Origin of the sequence: Rhizobium sp. BT03, assembly GCF_030053155.1 — a bacterium.
GTDB lineage: Bacteria > Pseudomonadota > Alphaproteobacteria > Rhizobiales > Rhizobiaceae > Rhizobium.
The window spans coordinates 1,180,160-1,200,939 of sequence record NZ_CP125640.1 but is presented as its reverse complement, the minus strand read 5'-3'; the positions used below and the strand labels follow the sequence as shown (position 1 = coordinate 1,200,939).

Annotated in this window: 28 protein-coding genes; 14 read left to right on the top strand and 14 right to left on the bottom strand. The window is 61.5% G+C overall.

Annotation, left to right across the window (positions count from 1 at the left end):
- Nucleotides 1–170: 170 nt before the first annotated feature.
- The 6 genes from QMO80_RS05955 (at nucleotide 171) to era (ending at nucleotide 4,054) form a co-directional block, all read left to right on the top strand.
- A complete protein-coding gene (locus QMO80_RS05955) occupies nucleotides 171–320 on the top strand; it encodes a DUF3563 family protein (protein WP_003587595.1) in 150 nt (49 codons plus the stop codon).
- Nucleotides 321–475: 155 nt separating this feature from the next.
- Nucleotides 476–1,066, top strand: a complete 591-nt coding sequence (locus QMO80_RS05950) for a DUF2062 domain-containing protein (protein WP_283199249.1) — start codon at nucleotides 476–478, stop codon at nucleotides 1,064–1,066.
- Between the two features lie 38 nt (nucleotides 1,067–1,104).
- Nucleotides 1,105–1,509, top strand: a complete 405-nt coding sequence (gene acpS / locus QMO80_RS05945) for a holo-ACP synthase (protein ID WP_071090098.1) — start codon at nucleotides 1,105–1,107, stop codon at nucleotides 1,507–1,509.
- 136 nt (nucleotides 1,510–1,645) lie between these two features.
- Nucleotides 1,646–2,389 (top strand): signal peptidase I, encoded by a 744-nt coding sequence (gene lepB / locus QMO80_RS05940; RefSeq protein WP_283199248.1) that lies wholly within the window; start codon nucleotides 1,646–1,648, stop codon nucleotides 2,387–2,389.
- Complete coding sequence (rnc, locus tag QMO80_RS05935; RefSeq protein WP_283199247.1) at nucleotides 2,386–3,105, top strand: ribonuclease III; 720 nt, start codon at nucleotides 2,386–2,388, stop codon at nucleotides 3,103–3,105. Before lepB ends, rnc begins: the two co-directional genes overlap by 4 nt.
- Before the next feature lie 7 nt (nucleotides 3,106–3,112).
- Nucleotides 3,113–4,054: a GTPase Era gene (gene era, locus QMO80_RS05930; RefSeq protein WP_283199246.1), complete on the top strand. Its 942-nt coding sequence runs from the start codon at nucleotides 3,113–3,115 to the stop codon at nucleotides 4,052–4,054.
- Between the two features lie 18 nt (nucleotides 4,055–4,072).
- Here era and QMO80_RS05925 read toward each other — a convergent pair whose 3' ends face one another.
- Nucleotides 4,073–4,228: a hypothetical protein gene (locus tag QMO80_RS05925; RefSeq protein WP_283200262.1), complete on the bottom strand. Its 156-nt coding sequence runs from the start codon at nucleotides 4,226–4,228 to the stop codon at nucleotides 4,073–4,075.
- Here QMO80_RS05925 and QMO80_RS05920 point away from each other — a divergent pair.
- The 4 genes from QMO80_RS05920 (at nucleotide 4,206) to QMO80_RS05905 (ending at nucleotide 7,764) form a co-directional block, all read left to right on the top strand.
- Nucleotides 4,206–4,958, top strand: coding sequence for a Crp/Fnr family transcriptional regulator (locus QMO80_RS05920; protein WP_283199245.1), 753 nt, complete (start codon nucleotides 4,206–4,208; stop codon nucleotides 4,956–4,958). The genes QMO80_RS05925 and QMO80_RS05920 overlap by 23 nt on opposite strands.
- Nucleotides 4,959–5,058: 100 nt before the next feature.
- The gene (locus tag QMO80_RS05915) at nucleotides 5,059–5,544 is read left to right on the top strand and encodes a response regulator (RefSeq protein ID WP_097626857.1); all 486 of its coding nucleotides are present in this window, start codon (nucleotides 5,059–5,061) and stop codon (nucleotides 5,542–5,544) included.
- Between the two features lie 353 nt (nucleotides 5,545–5,897).
- Nucleotides 5,898–6,668, top strand: a complete 771-nt coding sequence (gene recO, locus QMO80_RS05910; RefSeq protein ID WP_097626859.1) for a DNA repair protein RecO — start codon at nucleotides 5,898–5,900, stop codon at nucleotides 6,666–6,668.
- A gap of 100 nt (nucleotides 6,669–6,768) precedes the next feature.
- Entirely contained in the window at nucleotides 6,769–7,764 is a 996-nt protein-coding gene (locus QMO80_RS05905) for an aldo/keto reductase (RefSeq protein ID WP_283199244.1), read from the top strand.
- Between the two features lie 99 nt (nucleotides 7,765–7,863).
- Here the strand turns inward: QMO80_RS05905 and QMO80_RS05900 are convergent, their stop codons facing one another.
- The 3 genes from QMO80_RS05900 to QMO80_RS05890 all read right to left on the bottom strand — a co-directional run bounded on the left by QMO80_RS05900 (nucleotide 7,864) and on the right by QMO80_RS05890 (nucleotide 11,548).
- Nucleotides 7,864–8,721 carry an MOSC domain-containing protein gene (locus QMO80_RS05900; RefSeq protein WP_283199243.1) on the bottom strand — a complete coding sequence of 286 codons (858 nt, stop codon included), beginning with the start codon at nucleotides 8,719–8,721 and terminating at the stop codon, nucleotides 7,864–7,866.
- 137 nt (nucleotides 8,722–8,858) lie between these two features.
- Nucleotides 8,859–9,503 carry an HD domain-containing protein gene (locus tag QMO80_RS05895; RefSeq protein WP_283199242.1) on the bottom strand — a complete coding sequence of 215 codons (645 nt, stop codon included), beginning with the start codon at nucleotides 9,501–9,503 and terminating at the stop codon, nucleotides 8,859–8,861.
- 155 nt (nucleotides 9,504–9,658) lie between these two features.
- Complete coding sequence (locus QMO80_RS05890) at nucleotides 9,659–11,548, bottom strand: bifunctional diguanylate cyclase/phosphodiesterase (RefSeq protein ID WP_283199241.1); 1,890 nt, start codon at nucleotides 11,546–11,548, stop codon at nucleotides 9,659–9,661.
- Nucleotides 11,549–11,985: 437 nt separating this feature from the next.
- Here QMO80_RS05890 and QMO80_RS05885 point away from each other — a divergent pair, with 437 nt between their 5' ends.
- Nucleotides 11,986–12,327, top strand: coding sequence for a hypothetical protein (locus QMO80_RS05885; protein WP_283199240.1), 342 nt, complete (start codon nucleotides 11,986–11,988; stop codon nucleotides 12,325–12,327).
- Nucleotides 12,328–12,506: 179 nt separating this feature from the next.
- Nucleotides 12,507–13,022, top strand: a complete 516-nt coding sequence (locus QMO80_RS05880; protein WP_283199239.1) for a superoxide dismutase family protein — start codon at nucleotides 12,507–12,509, stop codon at nucleotides 13,020–13,022.
- Between the two features lie 29 nt (nucleotides 13,023–13,051).
- Here QMO80_RS05880 and QMO80_RS05875 read toward each other — a convergent pair whose 3' ends face one another.
- The 8 genes from QMO80_RS05875 to QMO80_RS05840 form a co-directional block, all read right to left on the bottom strand.
- On the bottom strand, nucleotides 13,052–13,930 hold the full coding sequence (locus QMO80_RS05875; protein ID WP_283199238.1) for a mechanosensitive ion channel family protein: 879 nt from the start codon (nucleotides 13,928–13,930) through the stop codon (nucleotides 13,052–13,054).
- A 58-nt stretch (nucleotides 13,931–13,988) separates the two neighbouring features.
- Nucleotides 13,989–14,519 carry a tyrosine phosphatase family protein gene (locus QMO80_RS05870; protein ID WP_283199237.1) on the bottom strand — a complete coding sequence of 177 codons (531 nt, stop codon included), beginning with the start codon at nucleotides 14,517–14,519 and terminating at the stop codon, nucleotides 13,989–13,991.
- Nucleotides 14,516–15,088, bottom strand: a complete 573-nt coding sequence (locus QMO80_RS05865) for an HD family hydrolase (protein ID WP_283200121.1) — start codon at nucleotides 15,086–15,088, stop codon at nucleotides 14,516–14,518. Before QMO80_RS05865 ends, QMO80_RS05870 begins: the two co-directional genes overlap by 4 nt.
- A gap of 29 nt (nucleotides 15,089–15,117) precedes the next feature.
- Nucleotides 15,118–16,008 (bottom strand): folate-binding protein YgfZ, encoded by an 891-nt coding sequence (locus QMO80_RS05860; RefSeq protein WP_283199236.1) that lies wholly within the window; start codon nucleotides 16,006–16,008, stop codon nucleotides 15,118–15,120.
- 102 nt (nucleotides 16,009–16,110) lie between these two features.
- Nucleotides 16,111–16,869 carry a hypothetical protein gene (locus QMO80_RS05855; protein ID WP_049733892.1) on the bottom strand — a complete coding sequence of 253 codons (759 nt, stop codon included), beginning with the start codon at nucleotides 16,867–16,869 and terminating at the stop codon, nucleotides 16,111–16,113.
- An 18-nt stretch (nucleotides 16,870–16,887) separates the two neighbouring features.
- Nucleotides 16,888–17,145 (bottom strand): hypothetical protein, encoded by a 258-nt coding sequence (locus QMO80_RS05850; protein WP_003578293.1) that lies wholly within the window; start codon nucleotides 17,143–17,145, stop codon nucleotides 16,888–16,890.
- Nucleotides 17,146–17,248: 103 nt separating this feature from the next.
- Nucleotides 17,249–17,695: a TIGR02301 family protein gene (locus tag QMO80_RS05845; RefSeq protein WP_283200120.1), complete on the bottom strand. Its 447-nt coding sequence runs from the start codon at nucleotides 17,693–17,695 to the stop codon at nucleotides 17,249–17,251.
- Nucleotides 17,696–17,820: 125 nt separating this feature from the next.
- The gene (locus QMO80_RS05840; protein WP_283199235.1) at nucleotides 17,821–18,255 is read right to left on the bottom strand and encodes an NUDIX hydrolase; all 435 of its coding nucleotides are present in this window, start codon (nucleotides 18,253–18,255) and stop codon (nucleotides 17,821–17,823) included.
- A 78-nt stretch (nucleotides 18,256–18,333) separates the two neighbouring features.
- Between QMO80_RS05840 and QMO80_RS05835 the strand changes: the two genes are divergently transcribed.
- On the top strand, nucleotides 18,334–18,654 hold the full coding sequence (locus QMO80_RS05835; RefSeq protein ID WP_283199234.1) for a YnfA family protein: 321 nt from the start codon (nucleotides 18,334–18,336) through the stop codon (nucleotides 18,652–18,654).
- Nucleotides 18,655–18,695: 41 nt separating this feature from the next.
- Nucleotides 18,696–19,460 (top strand): SOS response-associated peptidase, encoded by a 765-nt coding sequence (locus tag QMO80_RS05830; protein ID WP_283199233.1) that lies wholly within the window; start codon nucleotides 18,696–18,698, stop codon nucleotides 19,458–19,460.
- Nucleotides 19,461–19,496: 36 nt separating this feature from the next.
- Here the strand turns inward: QMO80_RS05830 and QMO80_RS05825 are convergent, their stop codons facing one another.
- Both QMO80_RS05825 and pssA read right to left on the bottom strand, forming a co-directional pair.
- Nucleotides 19,497–19,643, bottom strand: a complete 147-nt coding sequence (locus QMO80_RS05825) for a hypothetical protein (RefSeq protein WP_172601156.1) — start codon at nucleotides 19,641–19,643, stop codon at nucleotides 19,497–19,499.
- Between the two features lie 285 nt (nucleotides 19,644–19,928).
- On the bottom strand, nucleotides 19,929–20,774 hold the full coding sequence (gene pssA / locus QMO80_RS05820) for a CDP-diacylglycerol--serine O-phosphatidyltransferase (RefSeq protein ID WP_283199232.1): 846 nt from the start codon (nucleotides 20,772–20,774) through the stop codon (nucleotides 19,929–19,931).
- Nucleotides 20,775–20,780 lie beyond the last annotated feature (6 nt).

Sequence of the window (20,780 nt, the reverse complement as noted above, 5' to 3'; positions counted from 1 at the left end):
TTCAGCGCAAAATTGCACATTTTATGATCGTCTCATGATCGAAATAGTTCGTCAGAAAGGCATGCTATGCGTCAGTCGCATGGCTGTCTCCATGTTGCGGCTGTAGTAATTAGCCGGTGCCGGGCCTATCTTCTGGTCATCGAAACGCAAACAGAAGATGAGACAAAACAATGTTTGATCCTATCAGGAAAATCGCTCGCGCCCTCCGCGCTCCGACCACGCAGGAACGTGAAATGGCATATCTCAACGGCTCGTTCGATCGTATCGATCTCGAGTTTCGTCAGCGCCAGGTCGACCGCGGTCTGTTTCGCACGCGCTGATACTGAATTTATACTTGAGACGAGTGAGGGACGTTATGCATAACGGACGCCCCTCGGCATGAAGAAGTTCCTCTCTGCTGAGGGGTGAGCTGTTTTTTCGGCGGTATCATTTGCCGCTCTTGTCATGGTCATGTGCGCTGCACTAAATACCGGCCATGTTGTTTCGCCGTCGCAAGCCTGCGGGATTCAAGGAAAAGATGCGAGAGCTTCTATGGCCCCGCAAAGGTTTCCTTCGCCCGCTCCGTTACCTGACAATGCGCATCCTGCGCCTGAGCGCTTCGCCGCACGCGGTTGCGGCCGGCGTCGCTGCGGGTGTCTTCGTCTCGTGGACGCCCTTCATCGGCGTGCATTTCGTCATGGCCTTCGTCATCACCTATTTCCTCTCCGGCAGTATGGTGGCCGCCGCACTCGGTTGCGCGGCATTCGGCAATCCGCTGACCTATCCCTTCATCTGGGGCATCACCTGGGAGATCGGGCATCTCTTGTTGAGCCGTGAGGATCATCTGGCCGGTCAGACGGTTGATCTCGCCGCCCTCTTTCACAAGCTGAACTTCACGGAACTGTGGAAACCTGTGCTGGAGCCGATGCTCGTCGGCGCCATTCCGCCGGCGATCGTCACCTCCGTTGCGCTCTACGCCCTGACATTCTACACCGTGAAGGGTTTTCAGACGCGCCGCCACACACGGCTGCTGGAGCGGGCGCGTTTGCGTCTGGCCGGCCCGGCTGGCGACATGCCGAGCGTATGAACCCGGTCAAGAAATCCTAAGCGACGGAAGGTTCCGGCATGATCATCGGCATTGGCAGCGATCTGATCGACATTCGCCGCGTCGAGAAATCCATCGAGCGCTTCGGCGAGCGCTTTACCCATCGCTGCTTCACCGAAATCGAGCGCGCCCGTTCCGACCGCCGGGCAAATCGCGGCGCCTCCTATGCCAAGCGTTTCGCCGCCAAGGAGGCCTGTTCCAAGGCGCTCGGCACCGGCATAGCCCAGGGTGTCTTCTGGAAGGACATGGGCGTCGTCAACCTGCCGAGCGGCAAGCCGACCATGGTTTTGTCGGGTGCTGCCGCCCTGATCCTCGAATCGATGCTGCCCGCCGGCCACAGGCCCGCCATTCATTTGACAATAACCGATGATTATCCCTTGGCGCAGGCCTTCGTGATTATCGAGGCTTTGCCCGAGAGCCTCTGATCGCGGCCTCGGGGGCTGTCGATCGCGACCTCTCGTCGCTTTTGACGTTGTCGCCATTGCCGCAATCGACCGAAGCCGCTAGAGAGAACGACAGAAAGAATTGCGCCGTCGCGGCGTCTTGAAGGAATGAGACTGCGTGTCCGAAAAAGTCCAAGCCAAGCCGAACGCCCTCTGGGAAAATATCAAAGTCATCATCCAGGCGCTGATTTTGGCGATGGTGATCCGAACGGTGCTGTTCCAGCCCTTTACCATTCCCTCCGGTTCGATGATGCCGACGCTGCTTGTCGGCGATTACATCTTCGTCAATAAGTTCGCCTACGGCTATTCGAAATATTCGCTGCCCTTCTCGCCCGATATCTTCAGCGGCCGCCTGTTCGGCGCCGATCCGAAGCGCGGCGATATCGTCGTCTTCCGCTTCCCGCCGAACCCCGACATTGATTACATCAAGCGCTGCATCGGCCTGCCGGGCGACCGTATCCAGGTCACCGACGGCGTGCTCTACGTCAACGGCAAGCCGGTTCCGAAGGTGGCGGACGGTACCTTCACCTCGGATTACAAGCTCGATCCGGGCGCGGATGTTCCTGTGTTCCGCGAAACGCTCGACAACGGCAAGACCTACGACACGCTCGACCAGTCTCCGGTGTCGCGCGGCGATAACACCCGTGAATTCATCGTGCCGGAAGGCCATTATTTCATGATGGGCGACAACCGCGACAACTCGCTCGACAGTCGCTTCGACGTCGGCTTCGTGCCGGCCGAAAATCTTGTCGGCCGCGCCAGCGTCATCTTCTTCTCGCTCGGCAACGACACCTCTTTCCGCGAAATCTGGAAGTGGCCGACGAACATGCGCTGGGACCGCCTCTTCAAGGTTGTTGAATGAGCAAGGCGCCGACGCTTTCTGCGGCCGACCGCGCAAAGCTTGAAGGCCTGATCGGTCACGATTTCGCCGAAAAGGAACGCCTGGATCGGGCGCTGACCCATGCTAGCGCCCGCACTGAGAAGGGCGGCAATTACGAACGGCTGGAATTCCTCGGCGACAGGGTGCTCGGGCTCTGTATCGCCGAGCTTCTGTTCCGCACCTTCGGCACGGCGGGGGAGGGCGAACTCTCGGTTCGCCTCAACCAGCTGGTCAGCGCCGAAACCTGTGCTGCGGTCGCCGACGAACTCAATCTTCACCTCTATATCCGCACCGGCGCCGACGTGAAGAAACTGACCGGCAAGCGGATGATGAACGTGCGCGCCGACGTGGTCGAAAGCCTGATCGCCGCGATCTATCTCGACGGCGGCCTCGAAGTGGCTCGCCGCTTCATCCTGCGCTACTGGCAGGGCAGGGCAGTCCGGGCCGATGGGGCCAAGCGCGACGCCAAGACCGAGCTGCAGGAATGGTCGCACGCGAAATTCGGCGTCACGCCCAACTACCGGGTTGATGAACGCAGCGGACCGGATCATGATCCGCGCTTCAAGGTGACGGTGGAAGTTGCTGGCATAAAGCCGGAAACCGGCGTAGAGCGGTCGAAGCGCGCCGCCGAACAGGTTGCGGCGACCAAGATGCTTGAGCGCGAAGGCATTTGGCAGCAATCGTCTGCCGGAAACTGACGGGACAATGACACAAGAAGAAGATATCGCGGCCGAAGCTGCTCAAGAAACCAATGGTCCGACGCATTCGGGCTTCGTCGCGCTGATCGGGCCGACCAATGCCGGCAAGTCGACGCTGGTGAACCGCCTCGTCGGCGCCAAGGTCTCGATCGTCAGCCATAAGGTGCAGACGACGCGCGCCATCGTCCGCGGCATCGCGATCCACGACAACGCTCAGATCGTCTTCATGGATACACCCGGTATCTTCAAGCCACGCCGCCGGCTCGACCGCGCCATGGTGACCTCGGCCTGGGGTGGCGCGAGGGATGCCGATCTGATCGTGCTGCTGATCGACAGCGAGCGCGGCCTGCGCGGCGATGCCGAAGCCATCCTCGAAGGCCTCAAGGAAGTCCGGCAGCCGAAGATCCTGCTGCTCAACAAGATCGACCGCGTCAACCGCGAGGATCTGCTGGCCCTCGCGGCCGCTGCCAATGAAAAGATCGCCTTCGATCGCACCTTCATGATATCGGCCGAAAACGGCTCCGGCTGCGACGATGTTATGGATTATCTGGCTGCAACGCTGCCGGAGGGGCCGTGGTATTATCCCGAAGACCAGATTTCAGATCTGCCGATGCGCCAGCTCGCCGCCGAGATCACCCGCGAGAAGCTGTTCCTGCGGCTGCACCAGGAGCTTCCCTACGCCTCGCATGTCGAAACGGAGAAGTGGGAAGAGCGCAAGGATGGCTCGGTGCGTATCGAGCAGGTGATCTATCTTGAGCGCGACAGCCAGAAGAAGATCGCGCTCGGCAAGGGTGGTGAAACTATTAAGGCGATCTCGACGGCTTCCCGCAAGGAGTTGTCGGAGATCCTCGAGCAGCCGGTCCATCTCTTCCTGTTCGTCAAGGTTCGCGAGAATTGGGGTGATGATCCCGAACGGTTCCGCGAAATGGGTCTCGATTTCCCGAAATAAGGGGTGGCAAGAATTTGCTTATTCGGCTACCAGCCCCTTGTTTTCAAATAAAAAAACCGCATCGCTCACGGAACAATTCGGTAACTTGTGCATTCCTTCATGAACGGCGCGCCAAAGACGGCGTGCCTGTTTTGCGACGGCAGGGGCGGGCATGGTGACGTCGAGATCGATCAATTCCTTCAAGACTCCTTGCCAGCAATGTCCTTTGCGGCCCCTGCCGCATTTCCGGGAATTCAGCCGCGACGAACTGGAATTCGTTTCCAATTTCAAGAGAGGTGAACTTGCCGTCGATGCCGGCTCCACCATCCTCGTCGAGGGTGCGCACAGCGCCCATCTTTTCACCGTGCTTGCCGGTTGGGGCTTTCGCTACAAGATGCTGGAGGATGGGCGCCGCCAGATACTGAATTATATCATGCCGGGCGATCTGGTCGGCCTGCAGGGAACGATCGCCGGCGAGATGCAGCATTCCGTCGAAGCGCTTTCACCGGTTTCTCTCTGCGTCTTCGAGCGCGACAGGCTGATGACGCTCTATAACAAACACCCCTCGCTTGCCTTCGACATCACCTGGATCGCGGCGCGCGAGGAGCGAATCTTGGATGAACACCTGCTCAGCATCGGCCGTCGCACGGCGTTGGAAAGAGCAGCCTATCTGATCGCTTTCCTGTTTGAGCGCGGCCGGAAGCTTAATCTCTTCAATGGCCGCCAATTCATCCCCATCACCCAGCAACACATTGCCGATACGCTCGGCCTTTCCATCGTCCACACCAACAAGACCTTGAAAAAGCTCGGTGAACGTGGGTTGATCCGCTGGCAGGAGCGCGGCTGCGAGGTTCTGAACGGCGAGGAACTGATGGCGATTGCTGGCTGGGAAGGGCTCGGAGAAAGCAAACGTCCCTTCATCTAGTCCCGGCCTTATGTCTTTTTTAAATGCGCATTAGCATCAGGGAAAATAAGCTCGGTCGTCGTCTTTCCTCCGATTTGATTCTTATCGACCGGGCAGAAAAATGGTTCATTCAGAAATGGTGGCGGAATTCACCGACAGCGTGCCATGCGGGGCACCGGAGGGCATTGATGTTGGCGAAACAGCCGGGGCGCTGCGACTGCCGCCCGACGGAGGGCGGGCAATCATGAGCGCAATCCGTGTTCTGGTTCTTGAAGACAGCCTGATTATCGCGATGGAGGCGGAGGACATTTTGCGCCTGGCCGGCGTCGAGAATATCGATATCGTCGGCAGTGTGGAGCAGGCGAGGGCTGCCATCACTGCGGAGACCTATGATTTCGCGCTTCTCGACGTCAATCTCGGCGAGGGCATGAGCTTCGGATTTGCTCGTCATCTTCTCGATCTCGGCATTCCCTTCGGCTTTGTCAGCGGTTATTCCGATACCGGCGATTTCCCGCCGGACTTGCAGCACATTCCGCTTCTGGTGAAGCCTTTCGACGAAACGGCGATGCGTCAATTCCTGCTGAGGTTATTCCCCGCCGTCGCCTGACGCGGTCCAGGACAGCAGCTAGGCCTTTTCCATTTTCGGCATCATGTTCTAGAGCCTTTCCTGGTTAGATTGAAGCATTCTGCCGGAGCAGGTTTTCGTCAGGGCAGAGGCGATTGGCGACGGGCATACCTCTTGGTACGGCCGAGCCGATCGCCTCTGATCCTGGCGGAAAGATGCCCGGCCCTTCGGGTTGGCTGAAACGGGCCGGCTGATCGACCGGCCGGCTTGGCCGTAAAGCCGGGCTACGACGCGCCGGCCGGTCGACCATCCGACTCCGTTTGAGCCAACAGAATGCTTCAATCTAACCGGGAAAGGCTCTAGGATGGATTCGTCAGCCGCAAGGACTTCTTTCGATGCAGTGGCAGGATCAGGCGATCATCCTGGGCGTCAAGCGCCACGGCGAGACGAGTGTCATCGCCGAGGTGATGACGCGCGATCGCGGCCGCCATCTTGGCCTGGTGCGCTCCGGCCGGTCGCGCGCCATGCAGCCGGTGCTGCAGGCCGGCAATGCCGTGGAGGTTATCTGGCGCGCCAGGTTGGACGAACATCTCGGCGAATTCCGCGTCGAACCGGTGACGTTGCGCGCCGCCCGCCTGATGGAAACGGCGACCGCCGTCTACGGCGTTCAGGCGATGGGCGCGCTGCTGCGGCTGCTGCCGGAGCGTGATCCGCATCCGCATCTCTTCGAAGCGCTGGAGGTCATCCTCGATCACCTGCACAACCCGGCCGATGCCGGCGAGCTCTTCGTGCGTTTCGAACTGGCGGTGCTGAACGATCTCGGCTTCGGCCTCGATCTCGCCGAATGCGCCGCGACCGGCGCCCGTTCCGATCTCGTCTATGTCTCGCCCAAATCCGGCCGCGCCGTCAGCCGCAGCGCCGGTGCGCCCTGGGCGGACAAGATGCTGCTCCTGCCACCGTTTCTCGGTATCGAAGGCAATCGTGCGGCCGACTTCGATAGTCTCACGGCCGCGTTCCGTCTGACCGGGTTCTTTTTGCATCGCCACGTCTATGAACCACGCGGCATCGAAGCCGCAGCAGCCCGCGACGGCTTCGTTCAGGCGGCGCTCAAGGCGCTCAATCCAGCCTTGCGGACGCTTTCCGGTCCGAATGATATTTCCGCCTGACTTCGGTTTTTTACCGGTGCAAAACATCCTCCGGATTTGGCGGTTTACCCGCATGGGAGCCCTTCCTATGTCTGGAGGACTGCCAGCCAAGGAGGATCCCATGCTGACCAAGACCGCAACACCGACGACGATCACGCTCTGGAACGGCCGCGAAATTCCGCGTCTCGGCATGGGATGCTGGGCGATCGGCGGCCCCTTCTTTGCCGGTGACACGCCGCTCGGCTGGGGCGAGGTCGACGACGATGAATCCGTCGAAGCGATCCGCCGCGCCATCGAACTCGGCATCTGCTTCTTCGATACAGCCTCGAATTACGGCGCCGGCCATTCCGAAGAAGTGCTCGGCCGGGCGATCGGCAATCGCGACGATATTGTCGTCGCCACCAAGTTCGGCTTCGCCACCGACCCGCAAACCAAGCAGGCAACTGGCGCCTTCGCCGATGAGGCCTTCATCCGCCGTTCGGTCGAGACCTCGCTGCGCAGCCTCAGGCGCGACCGCCTCGATCTCCTGCAATTCCACATCAATGATTTTCCGTTGGAACAATCCGATGCCGTCTTCGACGTGCTGGAGGCGCTGCGCGCCGAAGGCAAGATCGACGCATTCGGCTGGAGCACCGATTCTCCCGATCGCGCCGCCCGCCATGCCGGCCGCCAGGGCTATGTCTCGGTGCAGCATACGATGAACGTCTTTGAGCCGGTGCCGGAGATGATCGCGGTGATCGAAAGGCAGGGGCTGATCTCAATTAATCGTGGTCCGTTGGCCATGGGGCTCCTGACCGGCAAGTTTACCGCCGACAAGGCAGTGGGCGCCAAGGATGTACGCGGCGCGGCCCTCGACTGGATGGTCTACTTCAAGGACGGGCGCATGGCCCCGGAATTCGCCGCAAGGCTCGACGCCGTCCGCGATCTCCTGACCTCGGGTGGCCGCACGCTGACGCAAGGGGCGCTCGCCTGGCTCTGGGCAAAATCGCCGCGCACACTGCCTATTCCAGGCTTCCGCACGTTCGCCCAGGTGGAGGAAAATGTCGGGGCGCTGGAAAAGGGACCGCTGCCGGCGGATATCATGGCGGGGATCGACGCCGCACTCGGGCATCAGTGAGAGGCGGTGACAATCCCCCACGCTTCCCCATTCCTGTGACGAGCACAGGAATGGGGAGAACGTTCAGCGCGTGCGGAAGAAAGCCTTCCGCAATTCGACCTACCGCCGTGCACGAACCTTCAACGCCCAGCCCTCAGGCCTTTCCTCGACGACGCGCACGGTGTCACCGATCGTGATCCTGCCGCTGCCGCGCGGGGTGACGTTCCAGCCGAAGAGCGGGCCGGGCACACGCCGGTCGGCCGACATGCGGATGCGGCCCATTGATGGCATCGGGTTCGGCCCCTCGCGCGAACCGGTCAACTGGTCCTGCGTCGTCATGATGCAGCGCGAGCAGGGTTTGACGAGATCGAAGCGGATGCCGGCAATCTCGATCGCCGCCCAGCGGTCCTCCGGCCAGGCCTCGTCGATATCGATGACGATGTTCGGACGGAAACGTTCCATGCCAACGCTGCCTTCGCCATGGGCGGCGAGGTCGGCGTTCAACGCTTTCAGCGAGCCGGTTGTCGTCACCAGGATCTGATAGCCGTCGGTAAAGGTGACCGGCGTACCTTCACCGGCCCATTCGGCATTCGCCGTCCGCCTTGCCTGGCCGTCGAAGAAGACCAGCCGCACCTCGCGGCCGAGCCACTCGGAAAGCAACCGGTTGCTGTCGGGATCGGCGACGGCGGCACTGACGGTCGATTTCCACACGCTCACATCCATGCGGCTTTCAGGCCGAGGCGGCGGCACCGATATGTCCTGCTTTCCCTGCATCAGCAGCCGAAAAGCGCCGGGTTCCGGCTGGACTTCGATGCGTGCGAGGTCCGGCAATTCGCGCTGGGTGATGAAGTGCCCGTGCTCGTCGGTGATCATCGCCCGCCGGTCGCCGGGAAGCCCATAGGCGTCGATGTCGGCCGAAGGCAGTGCGATGCCGCGGGCGCTCTTGAGAGGGTAGATGAAGAGGTCGCTGATATGCATACGGTTCTCCTAAAGCATGCCGCGCAAAAGTGTGCAGCGGTTTTCCCAGGCAAAGCGCGAAGCGCTTTTGCCGCAACGACATGCGCAAAAACAAGAAGCTAAAGCGCGAGGAGCGAATCTGAAAGATGCGAGCCGCTCTAGATCTCGTCCATGAATGCCTGGAGGAAGTCGCGCAGGCTTTTGTCGCGATCGGCCGCCAGCCTGCGGCCGGTCTCGGTCTGGAACCCGTCCGCCAGTTTGAACAGCTTCGTCCGGAAATGGTCTATCGCATAACGCTTGTCGTCGAGCGGGCGCTCCGCCGCCGCCGGGTCGAACGGATCGTAGAGCCCGGATCCCAGCCGCCCGGCAATATAGAAGCAGCGTGCGGCGCCGACCATGCCGATCGCATCCAGCCGATCGGCATCCTGCAGGATCTTTGCCTCCAGTGTCTGCGGCGCCACCCCGGCCGAGAAACTATGCGCGGTGATGGCGTGAGCCGCAGCGTCGATATCCGCCTGATTCCAGCCGAGTTCTGTCAAGATCGCCGAAGCCTTCTGCGCCGCCAAAGCCGATGCCTGTGCCCGCAGCGGCGAATTCTTCTCGACGGCAACGCAGTCGTGCAGCAGCACCGAAGCGGCAAGAACCCGCCCGTCACCGCCTTCTCCGGCATGGATGCGCATGGCGTTCCGGAAGACGCGCAGGATATGGGAAAGGTCGTGCGAGCCGTCGTCGCCATCGGCCGCGTGTGCGATCAGCGCCGCCGCGAGCGTTTCATGAGGAGAGAAGGCTTCGGCCTCGACCATTGCGCCACCTGTTTATGAGGAGGATTGTCTTCCGTCGATAGAGCATCGGAGCGGAAGCGGATTCGGGATCTCGGTCGAAGCACGCGACAACGAAGGCTCGGGGACCGTTGCCGATTATGTAGCCGCTTGCCGTGCGAGTCGCAATTGAAGCTGGCTCAGTGGCTCGGCAGAGGCGTCGCGCGGCCGTTTCTCGGCAGGGAAAGAAGATGGGGCACGTCAAGCGCGGGTCTCGGCCGGCTGATGTGATAGCCCTGGATCTCGTCGCATTCCTCGCATTCGAGCAGCGCCAGCTGCTCGGCCGTCTCGACGCCTTCGACGGTGACGCGCATGCCGAGTGCATCGCCGAGCAGGATGATCGCGTGCATGATCGCATGCGCCTCCTTGTTGTCGGCGATGTCGTTGACAAAGGATTTGTCGATCTTGATCTTGTCGAAGGGGAAGCTCGAGAGATAGCTCAGCGAGGAATAGCCGGTGCCGAAATCGTCCATCGAAATGCGGATACCGCACTCCTTCAGCGCATGCAGGATCGGCAGCACTTCGCCGAGATTTTCCATCAGCACGCTCTCGGTGATTTCGAGCTCGAGCCGCGACGGCGATAATGAGGCGGCGACCAGAGCCTCGCCGACATCCCTTGTCAGGTCGCTGCTGCTGAACTGCATCGCCGAAACGTTGACGGCGACCTTGATGTCTTCAGGCCATTCTGCTGCATCGTTGCAGGCCCGGCGCAAGACCCAGCGGCCGATATCGACGATGAGGCCGACCTCTTCGGCGAGCGGGATGAAATCCATCGGCGCAACACGGCCGCGGATCGGATGGTTCCAGCGGATCAGCGCCTCGAAGCCGCAGATGCGCCGCTGCGAGAGGTCATAGAGCGGCTGGTAATGCAGCTCGAATTCTTCCTTCTCGACGGCTGCTCTGAGGTCTGCCTCCAGCGCGTGGCGGAGCTGCATCTGCGCTTCCATCTCGCCGGCGAAGAAACGTTCGCGGCTGCGCCCGTCCGCCTTGGCGTGGGACAGCGCCACGCCGGCATGTTTCAGCAGGATGTCGGTTTCTTCGCCATCTCCCGGGGCGACTGCGATCCCCATCGAGACGCTGAGTTCCACCTGTTTTTCGCCGTGCAGGAAGAGATCGGAAAGCTCACGGCGGATCTGCTCGGCCAGTGCCGTCACATTCCACGGCTGCTGCTTGCCGGTCTGCAGTATGGCGAATTCATCCGAACCCAGGCGCGCCAGGGTGTTTTCCGAACCGGCCGAGGCCCGGATGCGCTCGGCGACCTGCTGCAGCATCTTGTCGCCGGCGGATACGCCCATCATGTTGTTGATCGATTTGAACCGGTCGAGGTTGAGGTGAACGAGAGCGATCTGCTCGTCCGGCTTGCGCTCTGCGAGCGCCGCATCGACCTGCTCGCGGAAATGGATGCGGTTCGGAAGACCGGTCAACGGGTCGTGGTGGGCGAGATAGGTGATGCGCTCGGCCGCCTCTCGATCCTCGGTAATGTCGGCATGAATGGCGATGTTGCTGCCGTCGGCAAGGATGGTCACCATGCTCTGGATGATGCGGCCGTCATCCATCAGCCATTCGCGCCGGCGGATACTGCTGCTGTTTGCCGCTTCTGAGGATTGTCGCCCGGCCCGCCGGCTGGCCCTGGCACCCTCCGCACCGCGCATTTTGTCGATGAGGTCGTCGATTGTCGCGCCGGGAATGACATCGTCCTGCGTCAGGCCGAAAAGCTGACGGAAGCGAAGGTTGGAAAGCGTCAGCCGCTGATCTGCGTCGAAGACGCTGAGACCGAGCGGCAGGTTGTTGAGGATGATTTCGAAGAGCCTCTGCTGTCCGTCGAATGCCTGACTGAGGGCGGACATATTGCCTCTCAGCGCATGGTTTTCCCGCAGCAGCGTTTCGGCACTTCTCTCGATCTCGTCATAGTCGCTTTCATGGACGCGATAGGTCGCGATCACAAGCTCCATCAGACGCTGCGCATCGACCGATCCATCGGCCGTAACGGCCTGGCTGCATTGCTGCCAGAAAAGCGCTTCAGCCTTCATGTAGGAGCTCTTGCGGGGCGGCTGCGGCGGCCACGGTCGCCGCCAGTTGATGGACGTACCTCATCGCATCGAAAATTCTTCCGGAGGGGACAATAAAATTGATTTTTCATAAACTAAACGCCCAGGTGGTATCTCGTGACGCTCATTCTGGACGGGCGGGATTAATATTCGGTTGCAGTGCAGCAGCGGAGTCGCGTCGTTAGACGTTTGTTTTATATGTGAAAAATCGCTGAAATACGGTGAGGCCCCTTCTTCTGGCGCAGGCGGATGCTCAGCCTCGGGACGTTCCGTTAACTCTTGTCAATCATCGTTAATGAGAAGTTAACAACTTATTGACGCACTGCGCAAATCAGTTTAACCAGCGAGTCAATCAGTGATTTTCCACGTTCGTATTGCGTACAAACACCACCGGCAATAGGCGGTGAATGGAGGTTTGTATGACCAGCACCACATCCGTTTCCGACACGTCATATGCATATCTGGCGACACTTTCGCGGCTTGATGCCAATGGCGATGGTGTACTCAGCCGCGGCGAACGCGCCGCGGATGAGAAGCCCGGCATCATCAAGGAGCTCCTGGAAGAGGACAATACCAGCGAGACGCAGCCGAAATTTTCCGGCAGCCTGATTGCGCTGATGATGGACTCGCGCGACAGCGGCATGGCAGCCAGTATCGCCGTCCCTTATCCGTTGCAGCAGACGGCGCCGACCTCAGGCGATCAGCCGGACGATCTCTACCGCAACACTTACGGCCAGTTCGACTTCAACACCGCCGCCTGAGCCGCTCCCGAATCGGGACATCCGCAAGCCGGCCGTTGGCCGGCTTTTTCCGTCCTGTGTGCCCACTGCCAAGTGATGGAGAGTCCTTGGCCCGTCCTGTCGGACGCGCGGCGCTCTAAATCAGGAACACCTTCCGGGTTGATACGTTCAGAAGGACAACCGGACGGAAGGAGATCTCCATGAAAGCCATGTGCACCATCGCCGCCCTGAGCCTGCTTGCCGTTGCATTGCCGGCGGGCGCTCAGGACAAGCAGACAGCGGTCGCCAATTTCGTCGGCAAGGACGGAAAGGAGGACGGCCGCGCGCAGCTGACGGCGGCCGCCAGCGGCGGTGTCCTGATCGAGGTCGAGATATCGGGATTGCCGGCGAACAAATGGGTGGCCTTCCATGTTCACGAGACCGGCCGATGCGACGCCGCGACCCATCACGAGTCGGCCGGCGGCCACTTCAACCCCGAGAAGGCCGAGCACGGCCTCCTTGCCGCCAAGGGTCCGCACGCCGGCGATATGCCCAATCAATATGTCGGGCAGGACGGTGTGCTGAGAGCCCAGGTCTTCGACAGCATGGTCACGCTTGATGGCAAGACCGACGGCATTCGCGGCCGCGCATTGATGGTGCACGCCAATTCGGATGATTATCGCAGCCAGCCCTCGGGTGATGCCGGGGAAAGACTGTCCTGCGGCGTCATTCAATAGTCTGCCGCATAAGTTCCCGGATCAATGTCTCATTGCCGCCTCAGTGCCGGCTTTTCGGCCGCCGCCCTGCCGTTGGACGCCTTTGCCGGCACGGCGTTCGATGCCGGCGCCTCGGTCGGATTGTTCTCGTCGAAGGCGAGCTTGACGCGTTTTGCCATGTCGCGGCTGACGGTCCACCAGTCACCCGTCTTTGCCCAATAGCGCAGCGTCACGAAGATCGGGCCGTCGCCGAGGCTGTCGATGAAGACGCTTGGTTCCGGTGACTTCAGCACCCGGGAATCGGTTTTGGCAAGGCCCATCAATGTCTCCATCGCCTGATCGATGTCATCCTCCACCTTGATCTTCAACTCGTTGCGCCGCGTCGCCTCGCGGCTGAAATTGGTAATTGGCGTGTTCCAGAGCGTCGAATTCGGCGCCAGCCGGTAGAGCCCGTCGGCGGTCCTCAGTTCGGTCGCAAACAATCCGATTTCGCGCACCGTGCCGGTCACGCTGCTGGTTTCGATGTATTCCCCGACCCGGAACGGCCTGAGGATCAGCAGCATGATGCCGGCGGCGATATTCTGCAGCGTTCCCTGCAGCGCCAGCCCGATCGCCAGGCCGGCTGCGCCGAGGGCCGCGATGATCGAGGCGGTCTGGACGCCGAACTGGCCGAGCACGGTGATGAACACCAGAATGAGCAGCGCGTAGCGCAGCACATTGGTGAAGAATCGCGCCAGCGTCTCGTCGATGCCATGGACGCGCGACAGGCCTTCATAGGCCCAGCGGCTGGTAAAGCCGGCGAGCGCCCAGCCGAGAACGAGCAGGATCACGGCCCCGAGGACGGAGAAGGAATACTGCACCGCCAGCGCGCTCGCCTGGCTGAGCGCCGTTTGCGTGGCGAGAAGGACGTCGGCTGCCTGTTGCTGCATGATCTGGCCCTGTCGATTGTAGGTGGTCGGGGGCTAGATGGAGCAGATGGCAGCAGCGTCAACCGCAGGCGGGCTTGCCGATCGCAAGCACGAAGGGCGCGTTGCCGTCGGCATCGGCACCACGTCCGATCGTCCGCACTGCCGCAACCAGCCGCCCGCCGCGGTTAAGCAGCGCGTCGCCGATCTCGATCAGCCGGGCGTTCGGCGTCGCGAAAGGTGAGGCCGCCCGCAGCCGGCCGGCAAGCTGTTCGTCGCTCTGATCCGGTGCAAGCAACAGTGCGGCGATCAGGGCCGCCGCCGGCGATCGCGACACGCCCATCCAGCAATGGATGAGCAGCGGCGTCTCCTGCCGCCACGATGCGGCAAAGTCGATAATCCGCTGCACATGCGTTTCGTCGGGCGCCACCAGGCCGCCGGTGCCCTTGAAGGTGATGTCGTTCATCGCAAGCGTCAGATGACGGTCGGCCGCGATCACGCCCGGCCGGTGGAAGGCCTGCTCCTTGGCGATCAGGCTGATCATGTCGCGCGCCTTGTGGCGCACGGCCATCTCCCCGATGCGCGACAGCGGCGAGACGACGATGAAGCTCACGACACCATCTCCAGCTCGGCCTCGATCGCCGCGAAGCGCTCGCAGAACAGCCGCTGCGCTTCGATCGCCGGCAGCGGCTCGATCATCAGCATCTCCCTGCTGATGCCGCGCGGCTGGCCGAAGAATTTCTGCGCCTCGGCGGGTGTGAAGCCGGCCAGCACCGTCGCCTCGAAATAGGCGGCGATCGTATCGGCCTTCTTGATTCGGTCCTTGAGGTCGCGCGAGGGATGCGGCGGCAGGCCGAAGCGCAGGTGCACGGCGGCCTCCAGCCGTTTTTCCACCGTCTTGTAGCCGCCGCCGACCACCGATTTGAACGGCGAGATCATATCGCCGATGACATATTCGGGCGCATCATGCAGCAGCGCCATCATGCAGTCCCGCGGGGAGGCATCGTTGAAGCGGCGGAAAATGTCTTCGACGACGAGGCTGTGCTGCGCCACCGAAAAAGCATGATCGCCCGATGTCTGGCCGTTCCAGCGGGCGACACGCGCCAGCCCATGGGCGATGTCGATCAGTTCGACATCGAGCGGCGAGGGGTCGAGCAGGTCGAGCCGGCGGCCGGACAGCATGCGTTGCCAGGCACGCGGCGCTTTCGTCGTCACGCGCTGGCCTCGTCGGTGCTCGTGGGAAAGACGAGGCCGGACCATTCCGGCAGGACGAGGGAAACGGGTGTTTCGCCGGCGAGCAGCGGCGTGCCAGCGGCCATTGCGGCGCCGGCGCGGTCGATGCGCACGATCGCCAGTCCGTGGTCGCCTTCGACCGAACCGAGTGTCCCGACAGGCTTGCCGGCGACGGTGATCTCCGTTCCGGTTTCCGGCAGAGCCGTTGCCGCGGACACCGTGACGACGCGCCGGCGCGCCGTGCCGCGGTGCTGCATGCGCGAAACGACCTCCTGGCCGACATAGCAGCCTTTCCTGAAGGAGAGGCCGCCGTTGAAATCCATCAGCACGTCATGCGGAAAGGCATCCTGCAGGGCGAAGTCCGAGCCTGACGTGACGACGCCGTGGCTGATACGCAACGCGTCGTAGAGCGCCTCAGCGCCATCGCCGTGCCGTCCGGCCCTGCGGGTCAACGTAATGCCGGCCTTAGCGAAGCGGCTGTCCCGGACGCCTTGGCTGTCCCGGACGCTTGGGCTGTCCCGGACGCTTTGGCTGTCCAAAACATCCTCCGCACCTTCGCCCCAGCAAACGGTGACACCCTCTTCGGCGCGGGCCGCGAGCGTCACGGCGGCGCGCAGCTTGTACATCGTCAACCGCTTCAGCAGGCCATCGCGCTGGCCGGCATCGGTTTCGATCGTATAGCCGTCGCCGTCCTGCCAGATCATGAAGTCGAACAGGATCTTGCCCTGCGGCGTCAGCAGGGCCCCGGGCCGCGCCTCGTCTGGCGCAAGCGAGATGATATCGGTGGTGATCAGGTTCTGCAGGAAGGATTGGGCTTCCGCGCCGCTGATCGAGAGCAGTGCGCGGTCTTTCAGGAATACGGCTGGCATGGCGGAACCTGTCGCGTTGGTCATCGCTCAGAGGTATGTCTTCACGAGGTGGATCGCAAGCGCGCCCCATGCGAAAGGCGAGACGCGAAAGCGAGATGGGCGTCAGTCGCCCGCCGTGAAGAATTTCCATTTGCCCTGAGGCGTAATGCCGAGGCGGTAGAAGTTATATCCGCCGAATTCCTGCATGTCGGAAAGATCGCCGGCCGTGACGATGCGCAGCAGCTCGACGCGCTCCGGCGGCGTCAGCGACTTCAGGTCCTTTTCGGCGAAATAGGGCCAGACATACATCTCGTCTGCCGTACCCTGGCCGACATGCACGAAGCCGGTCGAGACGATGTCGAGCATGATGGCGAGGATCTCGTCTCCATCGGGATCGCCCGAAAGATCCTTCAGCGTACCGATCGGATCTTCCGTGGGCTCGCCGACAGTCACCTGCGTCTGCTCGGTGCCGGTCCCCATCAGCGGCCGCAGCCGTTCGAGATCGCCGGAGGCGGCCGCCTCGACGATCTGCTCGCGCATCTTGCGAACCGGCTCGGGCACCTTGCTGATGTCGTAGATCACTTCGGCGGGCTTGGAAGCATCCTGAGCGCCCGGCGTCTTGTCGACACCCTGATTGTTCTGGCTGTTGACCAGCGGATCGGCCATCGGAACGCTGGGAGCGGTCCCGCCCTGCGGCTGGCTCTGTCCCTGAGCGCTTCCGGGCGCGGCCGGCGCGTCGTTGGCCGCCTGGCCGGGGATCTTGTGCAATTCGGAAAGCGCGTAGGCTGCCGGCGCGAGGAAGATATTGCCGGCGGCGAGGCTGAACGCAAACAGCACCGGCGCGAGCGGAATCCGCGAAACTTTCTCTTTACCGGCGCGCATCAAACTCTCTGATAATAATTATTGCAGGGTGCGGTTCGCGGAGAATTCGCCGGCAAGCATGCGTTCGCGCAGCGAATCCAGCAGGGCTTCGGCGCTGCTTTCCCCATGCAGTCTGATCGTCTCTCTCAGTGCGTGCGCAATGGCGGCATCAGCGATGATCTCAGGCTCGATTCCGTCGGCCATGCCGTCGGCCCAAGCCTCGTTCTGGTACTCCAGAGCCGCCTGCATCTTTTCGTGGACGATCATGTCGTCGATCTCGTTGAGGCTTGCTTCCATTGTCTTTTCCTCAGAACTTCTCATGTCTTACTGCACCGTTAACAACACTAACAGCCTTTTCCCAAAACGACACGTCAACATGCGAAAACAGGTTAATTAAACGTCAATTTCCAAAACGCGAGGTAATTTCTGTGGCGAGTGTTGCACCTTCGTTACGGTAGCGCTCTTCTGCCACGATGGCCGCTGCGGTGCAATCCGTATAGACGGAGGCGAAGGCGCGGTAGCCGCGATTGAAGGCTGCGGTCAGTTTTTCCCTACGCTGCGGCTCGTTGCCGGTCTCCGAATCGAGCAGCTGCTGCATGCCGTTTCGCCACCCGTCACCATCAGCCGCCTTGCAGAGCGTTCTCAAATAATGCACCGAACCCAACACCTCGGCGAGCCGTGCCAGTTTGTCGTCATAGGGCACCGTCACCGCAGGCGGCGGCGTAATCTCCTCCTCCCGTGGAGGCGGCGCGTTCTTACCCTGCGCCATGGTGGGGCCGGCGAGCACGAGCAGGGACAGGAAAACGCGTCGAACGGGAATCATGCTCCCAGTTGATACGTTGAGCATGACGGCAACAAGGCGGACCTTGAGAGTTTCCACTCCTATTCGCCGCAAGCCAGAGCATGCTGCCGAAAGTGTCAGCGGTTTCTTTTGACGTCATGCTCTAATTTTAATTCAGAATAAGATTCAGATTACAGGCCGGTCGGCCTGAAATCATCCTGTTCTAGCCGTTCTGCGCATTCGAGCACACTCTGCGGCACCGGCAGCCGCCGGATTTCCTCAACCGTATACCAGCCGAGCGCCGCCGCATCGTCGGCGGCCTCAGCCACCAGCTCCCGATCCGCCTCGACGCGGAAGACCGACAAGAAGAAGTGGCTGCTGAGGCTGCCATCGGCCGCATGGGTCTTCAGATCATAGGTCGAAAACAGCTGTGGATTACGCACCGAAATGCCAGTTTCCTCGCGGAATTCCCGCAGCGCCGTTTGCTCCGGCGTTTCATCAGGCTCCGCCCGGCCGCCTGGAAAGGCATACATGTCGGCGGAAGGCGGATTGCGCCGCAACACCAGAAGGAATCGTCCATCCCGTTCGAGAATGGCGGAGGAGGCGGCTTTGGCGGTGGAGATCATGAGATGGCTCTTGCTGCGATGGCCCATCCTACCCGATGAATGCTGCAGAAGAAATGCGAAGGCGCGAAAGGAGCTTGCGTGACCTACATCATCTACACCTTTGCCGCCGTCTTCGAGATCGCCGGCTGCTTCGCCTTTTGGGCGTGGCTAAAGCTTGAAAAGAGCGTCTGGTGGCTGGCGCCGGGAATGGTCTCGCTGGCACTTTTTGCCTGGCTTCTGACACTGGTGCCGAGCGAGGCCGCCGGCCGCACTTTCGCGGCCTATGGCGGCATCTACATTCTGGCTTCACTGCTCTGGCTGTGGCTGGTGGAAAGCCGCGTGCCTGATCGCTATGATATTGGCGGGGCGCTGGTCTGCCTTGCCGGAACGAGCATTATCCTCTTTGGGCCGAGAGGCTGACGCGCCTTGACCGGACTCAAGCCGGGTGCAAAGACAAGCCGATGTGTGGACGTTTCGCCCTGACAAGCTCCAGCGCCGACCTGCGCGAATTTTTCTCCGGTCTCAATCTCGATGAGTTTCCGGCGCGCTATAACATTGCGCCGACGCAGCCGATCCTCGTTGTGATCGCAGGCGAGGGCCGGGAGCAGGGCAGCAACCTGGCCGACCGCCGCGCCGTGCTCGTGCGCTGGGGTCTCACGCCGGCCTGGGTCAAGGATCCGAGGGACTTCCCGCTGTTGATCAATGCCCGCTCCGAGACCGCGATCGGCAAGGCCTCCTTCCGAGCGGCCATGCGTCATCGCCGCATACTCATCCCGGCCTCCGGCTTTTATGAGTGGCATCGCACGTCGAAAGAAAGCGGAGAGCGGCCGCAGGCCTATTGGATCAGGCCACGTCAGGGTGGGGTCGTCGCTTTTGCCGGGCTGATGGAGACATGGTCCTCGGCGGATGGTTCCGAGGTCGATACCGGCGCGATCCTGACGACACCGGCCAATTCGGGCATGTCGGCGATCCACGATCGCATGCCCGTGATTATCAAGCCTGAAGATTTTTCGCGCTGGCTGGATTGCAAGACCCAAGAACCGCGCGAGGTGGTCGACCTGATGCGGCCAGTTCAGGACGATTTTTTCGAGGCCGTCCCGGTCTCGGACAAAGTCAACAAGGTCGTCAACATGGGGCCCGACCTGCAGCACCCGGTCGTCGTCGAAAAGCCGCTTAAGGCCCCCGAGAAGCAGAGGCCTGACGACGGTCAGCTTAGTTTCTTCTGAACACTATCTGCCGCTTTTCGTTAGTCGAGCGGGCGCTCAAGCGGATTTCTTGACGCTGGTCGGCTTGTGTTTCGCCATCAGCGATGCCGCGGCAACAGCCTTGAGGCCGACGGGGCGATAGTTGGCGGCGAGGTCGGGCTTGGCCGTCTGTTGTTCGCCGCTGTTGCTCTTCTTCGAAGTCACGATACTCTCCTACGTGGTTCTTCCCAGGGTATTTTGTAGTTTTGATGTTTGGTCACAAATAGCGACAAAACGGGGACGCAGCTTATCAGGATTTGTAAACGCGCACCATAATTCGCGAGGCTTAACTGAAGCCTACGTTGGTTAATACTTACTGAAGGGAGCAGTTCCAATAAAAGTGCGCAGCCGTTTTTCCGGGGAAAAAACACGCGGCAGTTTTCCCGGGAATGCGGGAGCTGAAGAGAGACGCATGCCGATCACGCGAATAGATCAGGAAATGCGCTCGCGTCAGATGTGGCGGCCGATATCGTCGTCGCCGATGCCGGGTTCCTCGATCGTCAGCGTCCCGTATTTCCGCCGCCATTTCCGCGCGCCGAAGGGAAGCGATATCAGATAGGCGGCAACGGTAAAGACCATCACCTCCCAGGTGTAGCTCATCAGCAGAGCCACATAGAGCACGACGCCGAGCATCATCGGCAGCACGAGATCACGCCGCAGCCGGTTGCCTTCCGATTTGCCCGACCAGACCGGCAGCCGGCTGATCAGCAGGAAGGCGATGACGACGGTATAGATCGACGAGAGATAGGCGAAGGTGCGGTCCGTCGCCAGGCCGAGGAAGCCGAGATAGACCGGCAGTAGCACCAGCATGGCGCCGGCGGGCGCCGGCACGCCGACGAAATATTCCGATTGCCAGCTCGCCTTGTTCTCGCGTTCGGCCATGACGTTGAAGCGGGCAAGCCGCAGCCCGGCGGCGATCGCATAGATCAGCGCGGCGATCCAGCCGAGCGAGCGCGCCTGGTCGAGCGCGAAGACATAGACGACGAGGGCAGGGGCGACGCCGAAATTGACGATATCGGCAAGCGAATCCATTTGCGCGCCGAACTTCGAGGTTGCCTTCATCAGCCGGGCCACGCGCCCGTCGATGCCGTCGAGGAAGGCAGCGACCAGCACCATGGAGACGGCGAGTTCGTAACGGTTCTCGAAAGCCAGCCGGATGCCGGTCAGCCCGGCGCAGATCGCCAGAATGGTGATGAGGTTCGGAAAGACGAGACGGAGCGGGATCTCGCGCAGACGGGGGCCGCGGGCGGAATCATCCGGACCGTTGGGCTCGAAAGGCGGAAAGGGCGTTTCCATATCGCG

Bases quoted from the DNA above. Each gene is read 5' to 3' on its own strand.
- QMO80_RS05955 (WP_003587595.1), top strand. From the start codon at position 171: ATGTTTGATCCTATCAGGAAAATCGCTCGCGCCCTCCGCGCTCCGACC.
- QMO80_RS05950 (WP_283199249.1), top strand. From the start codon at position 476: ATGTTGTTTCGCCGTCGCAAGCCTGCGGGATTCAAGGAAAAGATGCGA.
- acpS (WP_071090098.1), top strand. From the start codon at position 1,105: ATGATCATCGGCATTGGCAGCGATCTGATCGACATTCGCCGCGTCGAG.
- rnc (WP_283199247.1), top strand. From the start codon at position 2,386: ATGAGCAAGGCGCCGACGCTTTCTGCGGCCGACCGCGCAAAGCTTGAA.
- era (WP_283199246.1), top strand. From the start codon at position 3,113: ATGACACAAGAAGAAGATATCGCGGCCGAAGCTGCTCAAGAAACCAAT.
- QMO80_RS05920 (WP_283199245.1), top strand. From the start codon at position 4,206: ATGGTGACGTCGAGATCGATCAATTCCTTCAAGACTCCTTGCCAGCAA.
- QMO80_RS05915 (WP_097626857.1), top strand. From the start codon at position 5,059: ATGGTTCATTCAGAAATGGTGGCGGAATTCACCGACAGCGTGCCATGC.
- recO (WP_097626859.1), top strand. From the start codon at position 5,898: ATGCAGTGGCAGGATCAGGCGATCATCCTGGGCGTCAAGCGCCACGGC.
- QMO80_RS05905 (WP_283199244.1), top strand. From the start codon at position 6,769: ATGCTGACCAAGACCGCAACACCGACGACGATCACGCTCTGGAACGGC.
- QMO80_RS05900 (WP_283199243.1), bottom strand. From the start codon at position 8,721: ATGCATATCAGCGACCTCTTCATCTACCCTCTCAAGAGCGCCCGCGGC.
- QMO80_RS05895 (WP_283199242.1), bottom strand. From the start codon at position 9,503: ATGGTCGAGGCCGAAGCCTTCTCTCCTCATGAAACGCTCGCGGCGGCG.
- QMO80_RS05890 (WP_283199241.1), bottom strand. From the start codon at position 11,548: ATGAAGGCTGAAGCGCTTTTCTGGCAGCAATGCAGCCAGGCCGTTACG.
- QMO80_RS05885 (WP_283199240.1), top strand. From the start codon at position 11,986: ATGACCAGCACCACATCCGTTTCCGACACGTCATATGCATATCTGGCG.
- QMO80_RS05880 (WP_283199239.1), top strand. From the start codon at position 12,507: ATGAAAGCCATGTGCACCATCGCCGCCCTGAGCCTGCTTGCCGTTGCA.
- QMO80_RS05875 (WP_283199238.1), bottom strand. From the start codon at position 13,930: ATGCAGCAACAGGCAGCCGACGTCCTTCTCGCCACGCAAACGGCGCTC.
- QMO80_RS05865 (WP_283200121.1), bottom strand. From the start codon at position 15,088: ATGCTGTCCGGCCGCCGGCTCGACCTGCTCGACCCCTCGCCGCTCGAT.
- QMO80_RS05860 (WP_283199236.1), bottom strand. From the start codon at position 16,008: ATGCCAGCCGTATTCCTGAAAGACCGCGCACTGCTCTCGATCAGCGGC.
- QMO80_RS05855 (WP_049733892.1), bottom strand. From the start codon at position 16,869: ATGCGCGCCGGTAAAGAGAAAGTTTCGCGGATTCCGCTCGCGCCGGTG.
- QMO80_RS05850 (WP_003578293.1), bottom strand. From the start codon at position 17,145: ATGGAAGCAAGCCTCAACGAGATCGACGACATGATCGTCCACGAAAAG.
- QMO80_RS05845 (WP_283200120.1), bottom strand. From the start codon at position 17,695: ATGCTCAACGTATCAACTGGGAGCATGATTCCCGTTCGACGCGTTTTC.
- QMO80_RS05840 (WP_283199235.1), bottom strand. From the start codon at position 18,255: ATGATCTCCACCGCCAAAGCCGCCTCCTCCGCCATTCTCGAACGGGAT.
- QMO80_RS05830 (WP_283199233.1), top strand. From the start codon at position 18,696: ATGTGTGGACGTTTCGCCCTGACAAGCTCCAGCGCCGACCTGCGCGAA.
- pssA (WP_283199232.1), bottom strand. From the start codon at position 20,774: ATGGAAACGCCCTTTCCGCCTTTCGAGCCCAACGGTCCGGATGATTCC.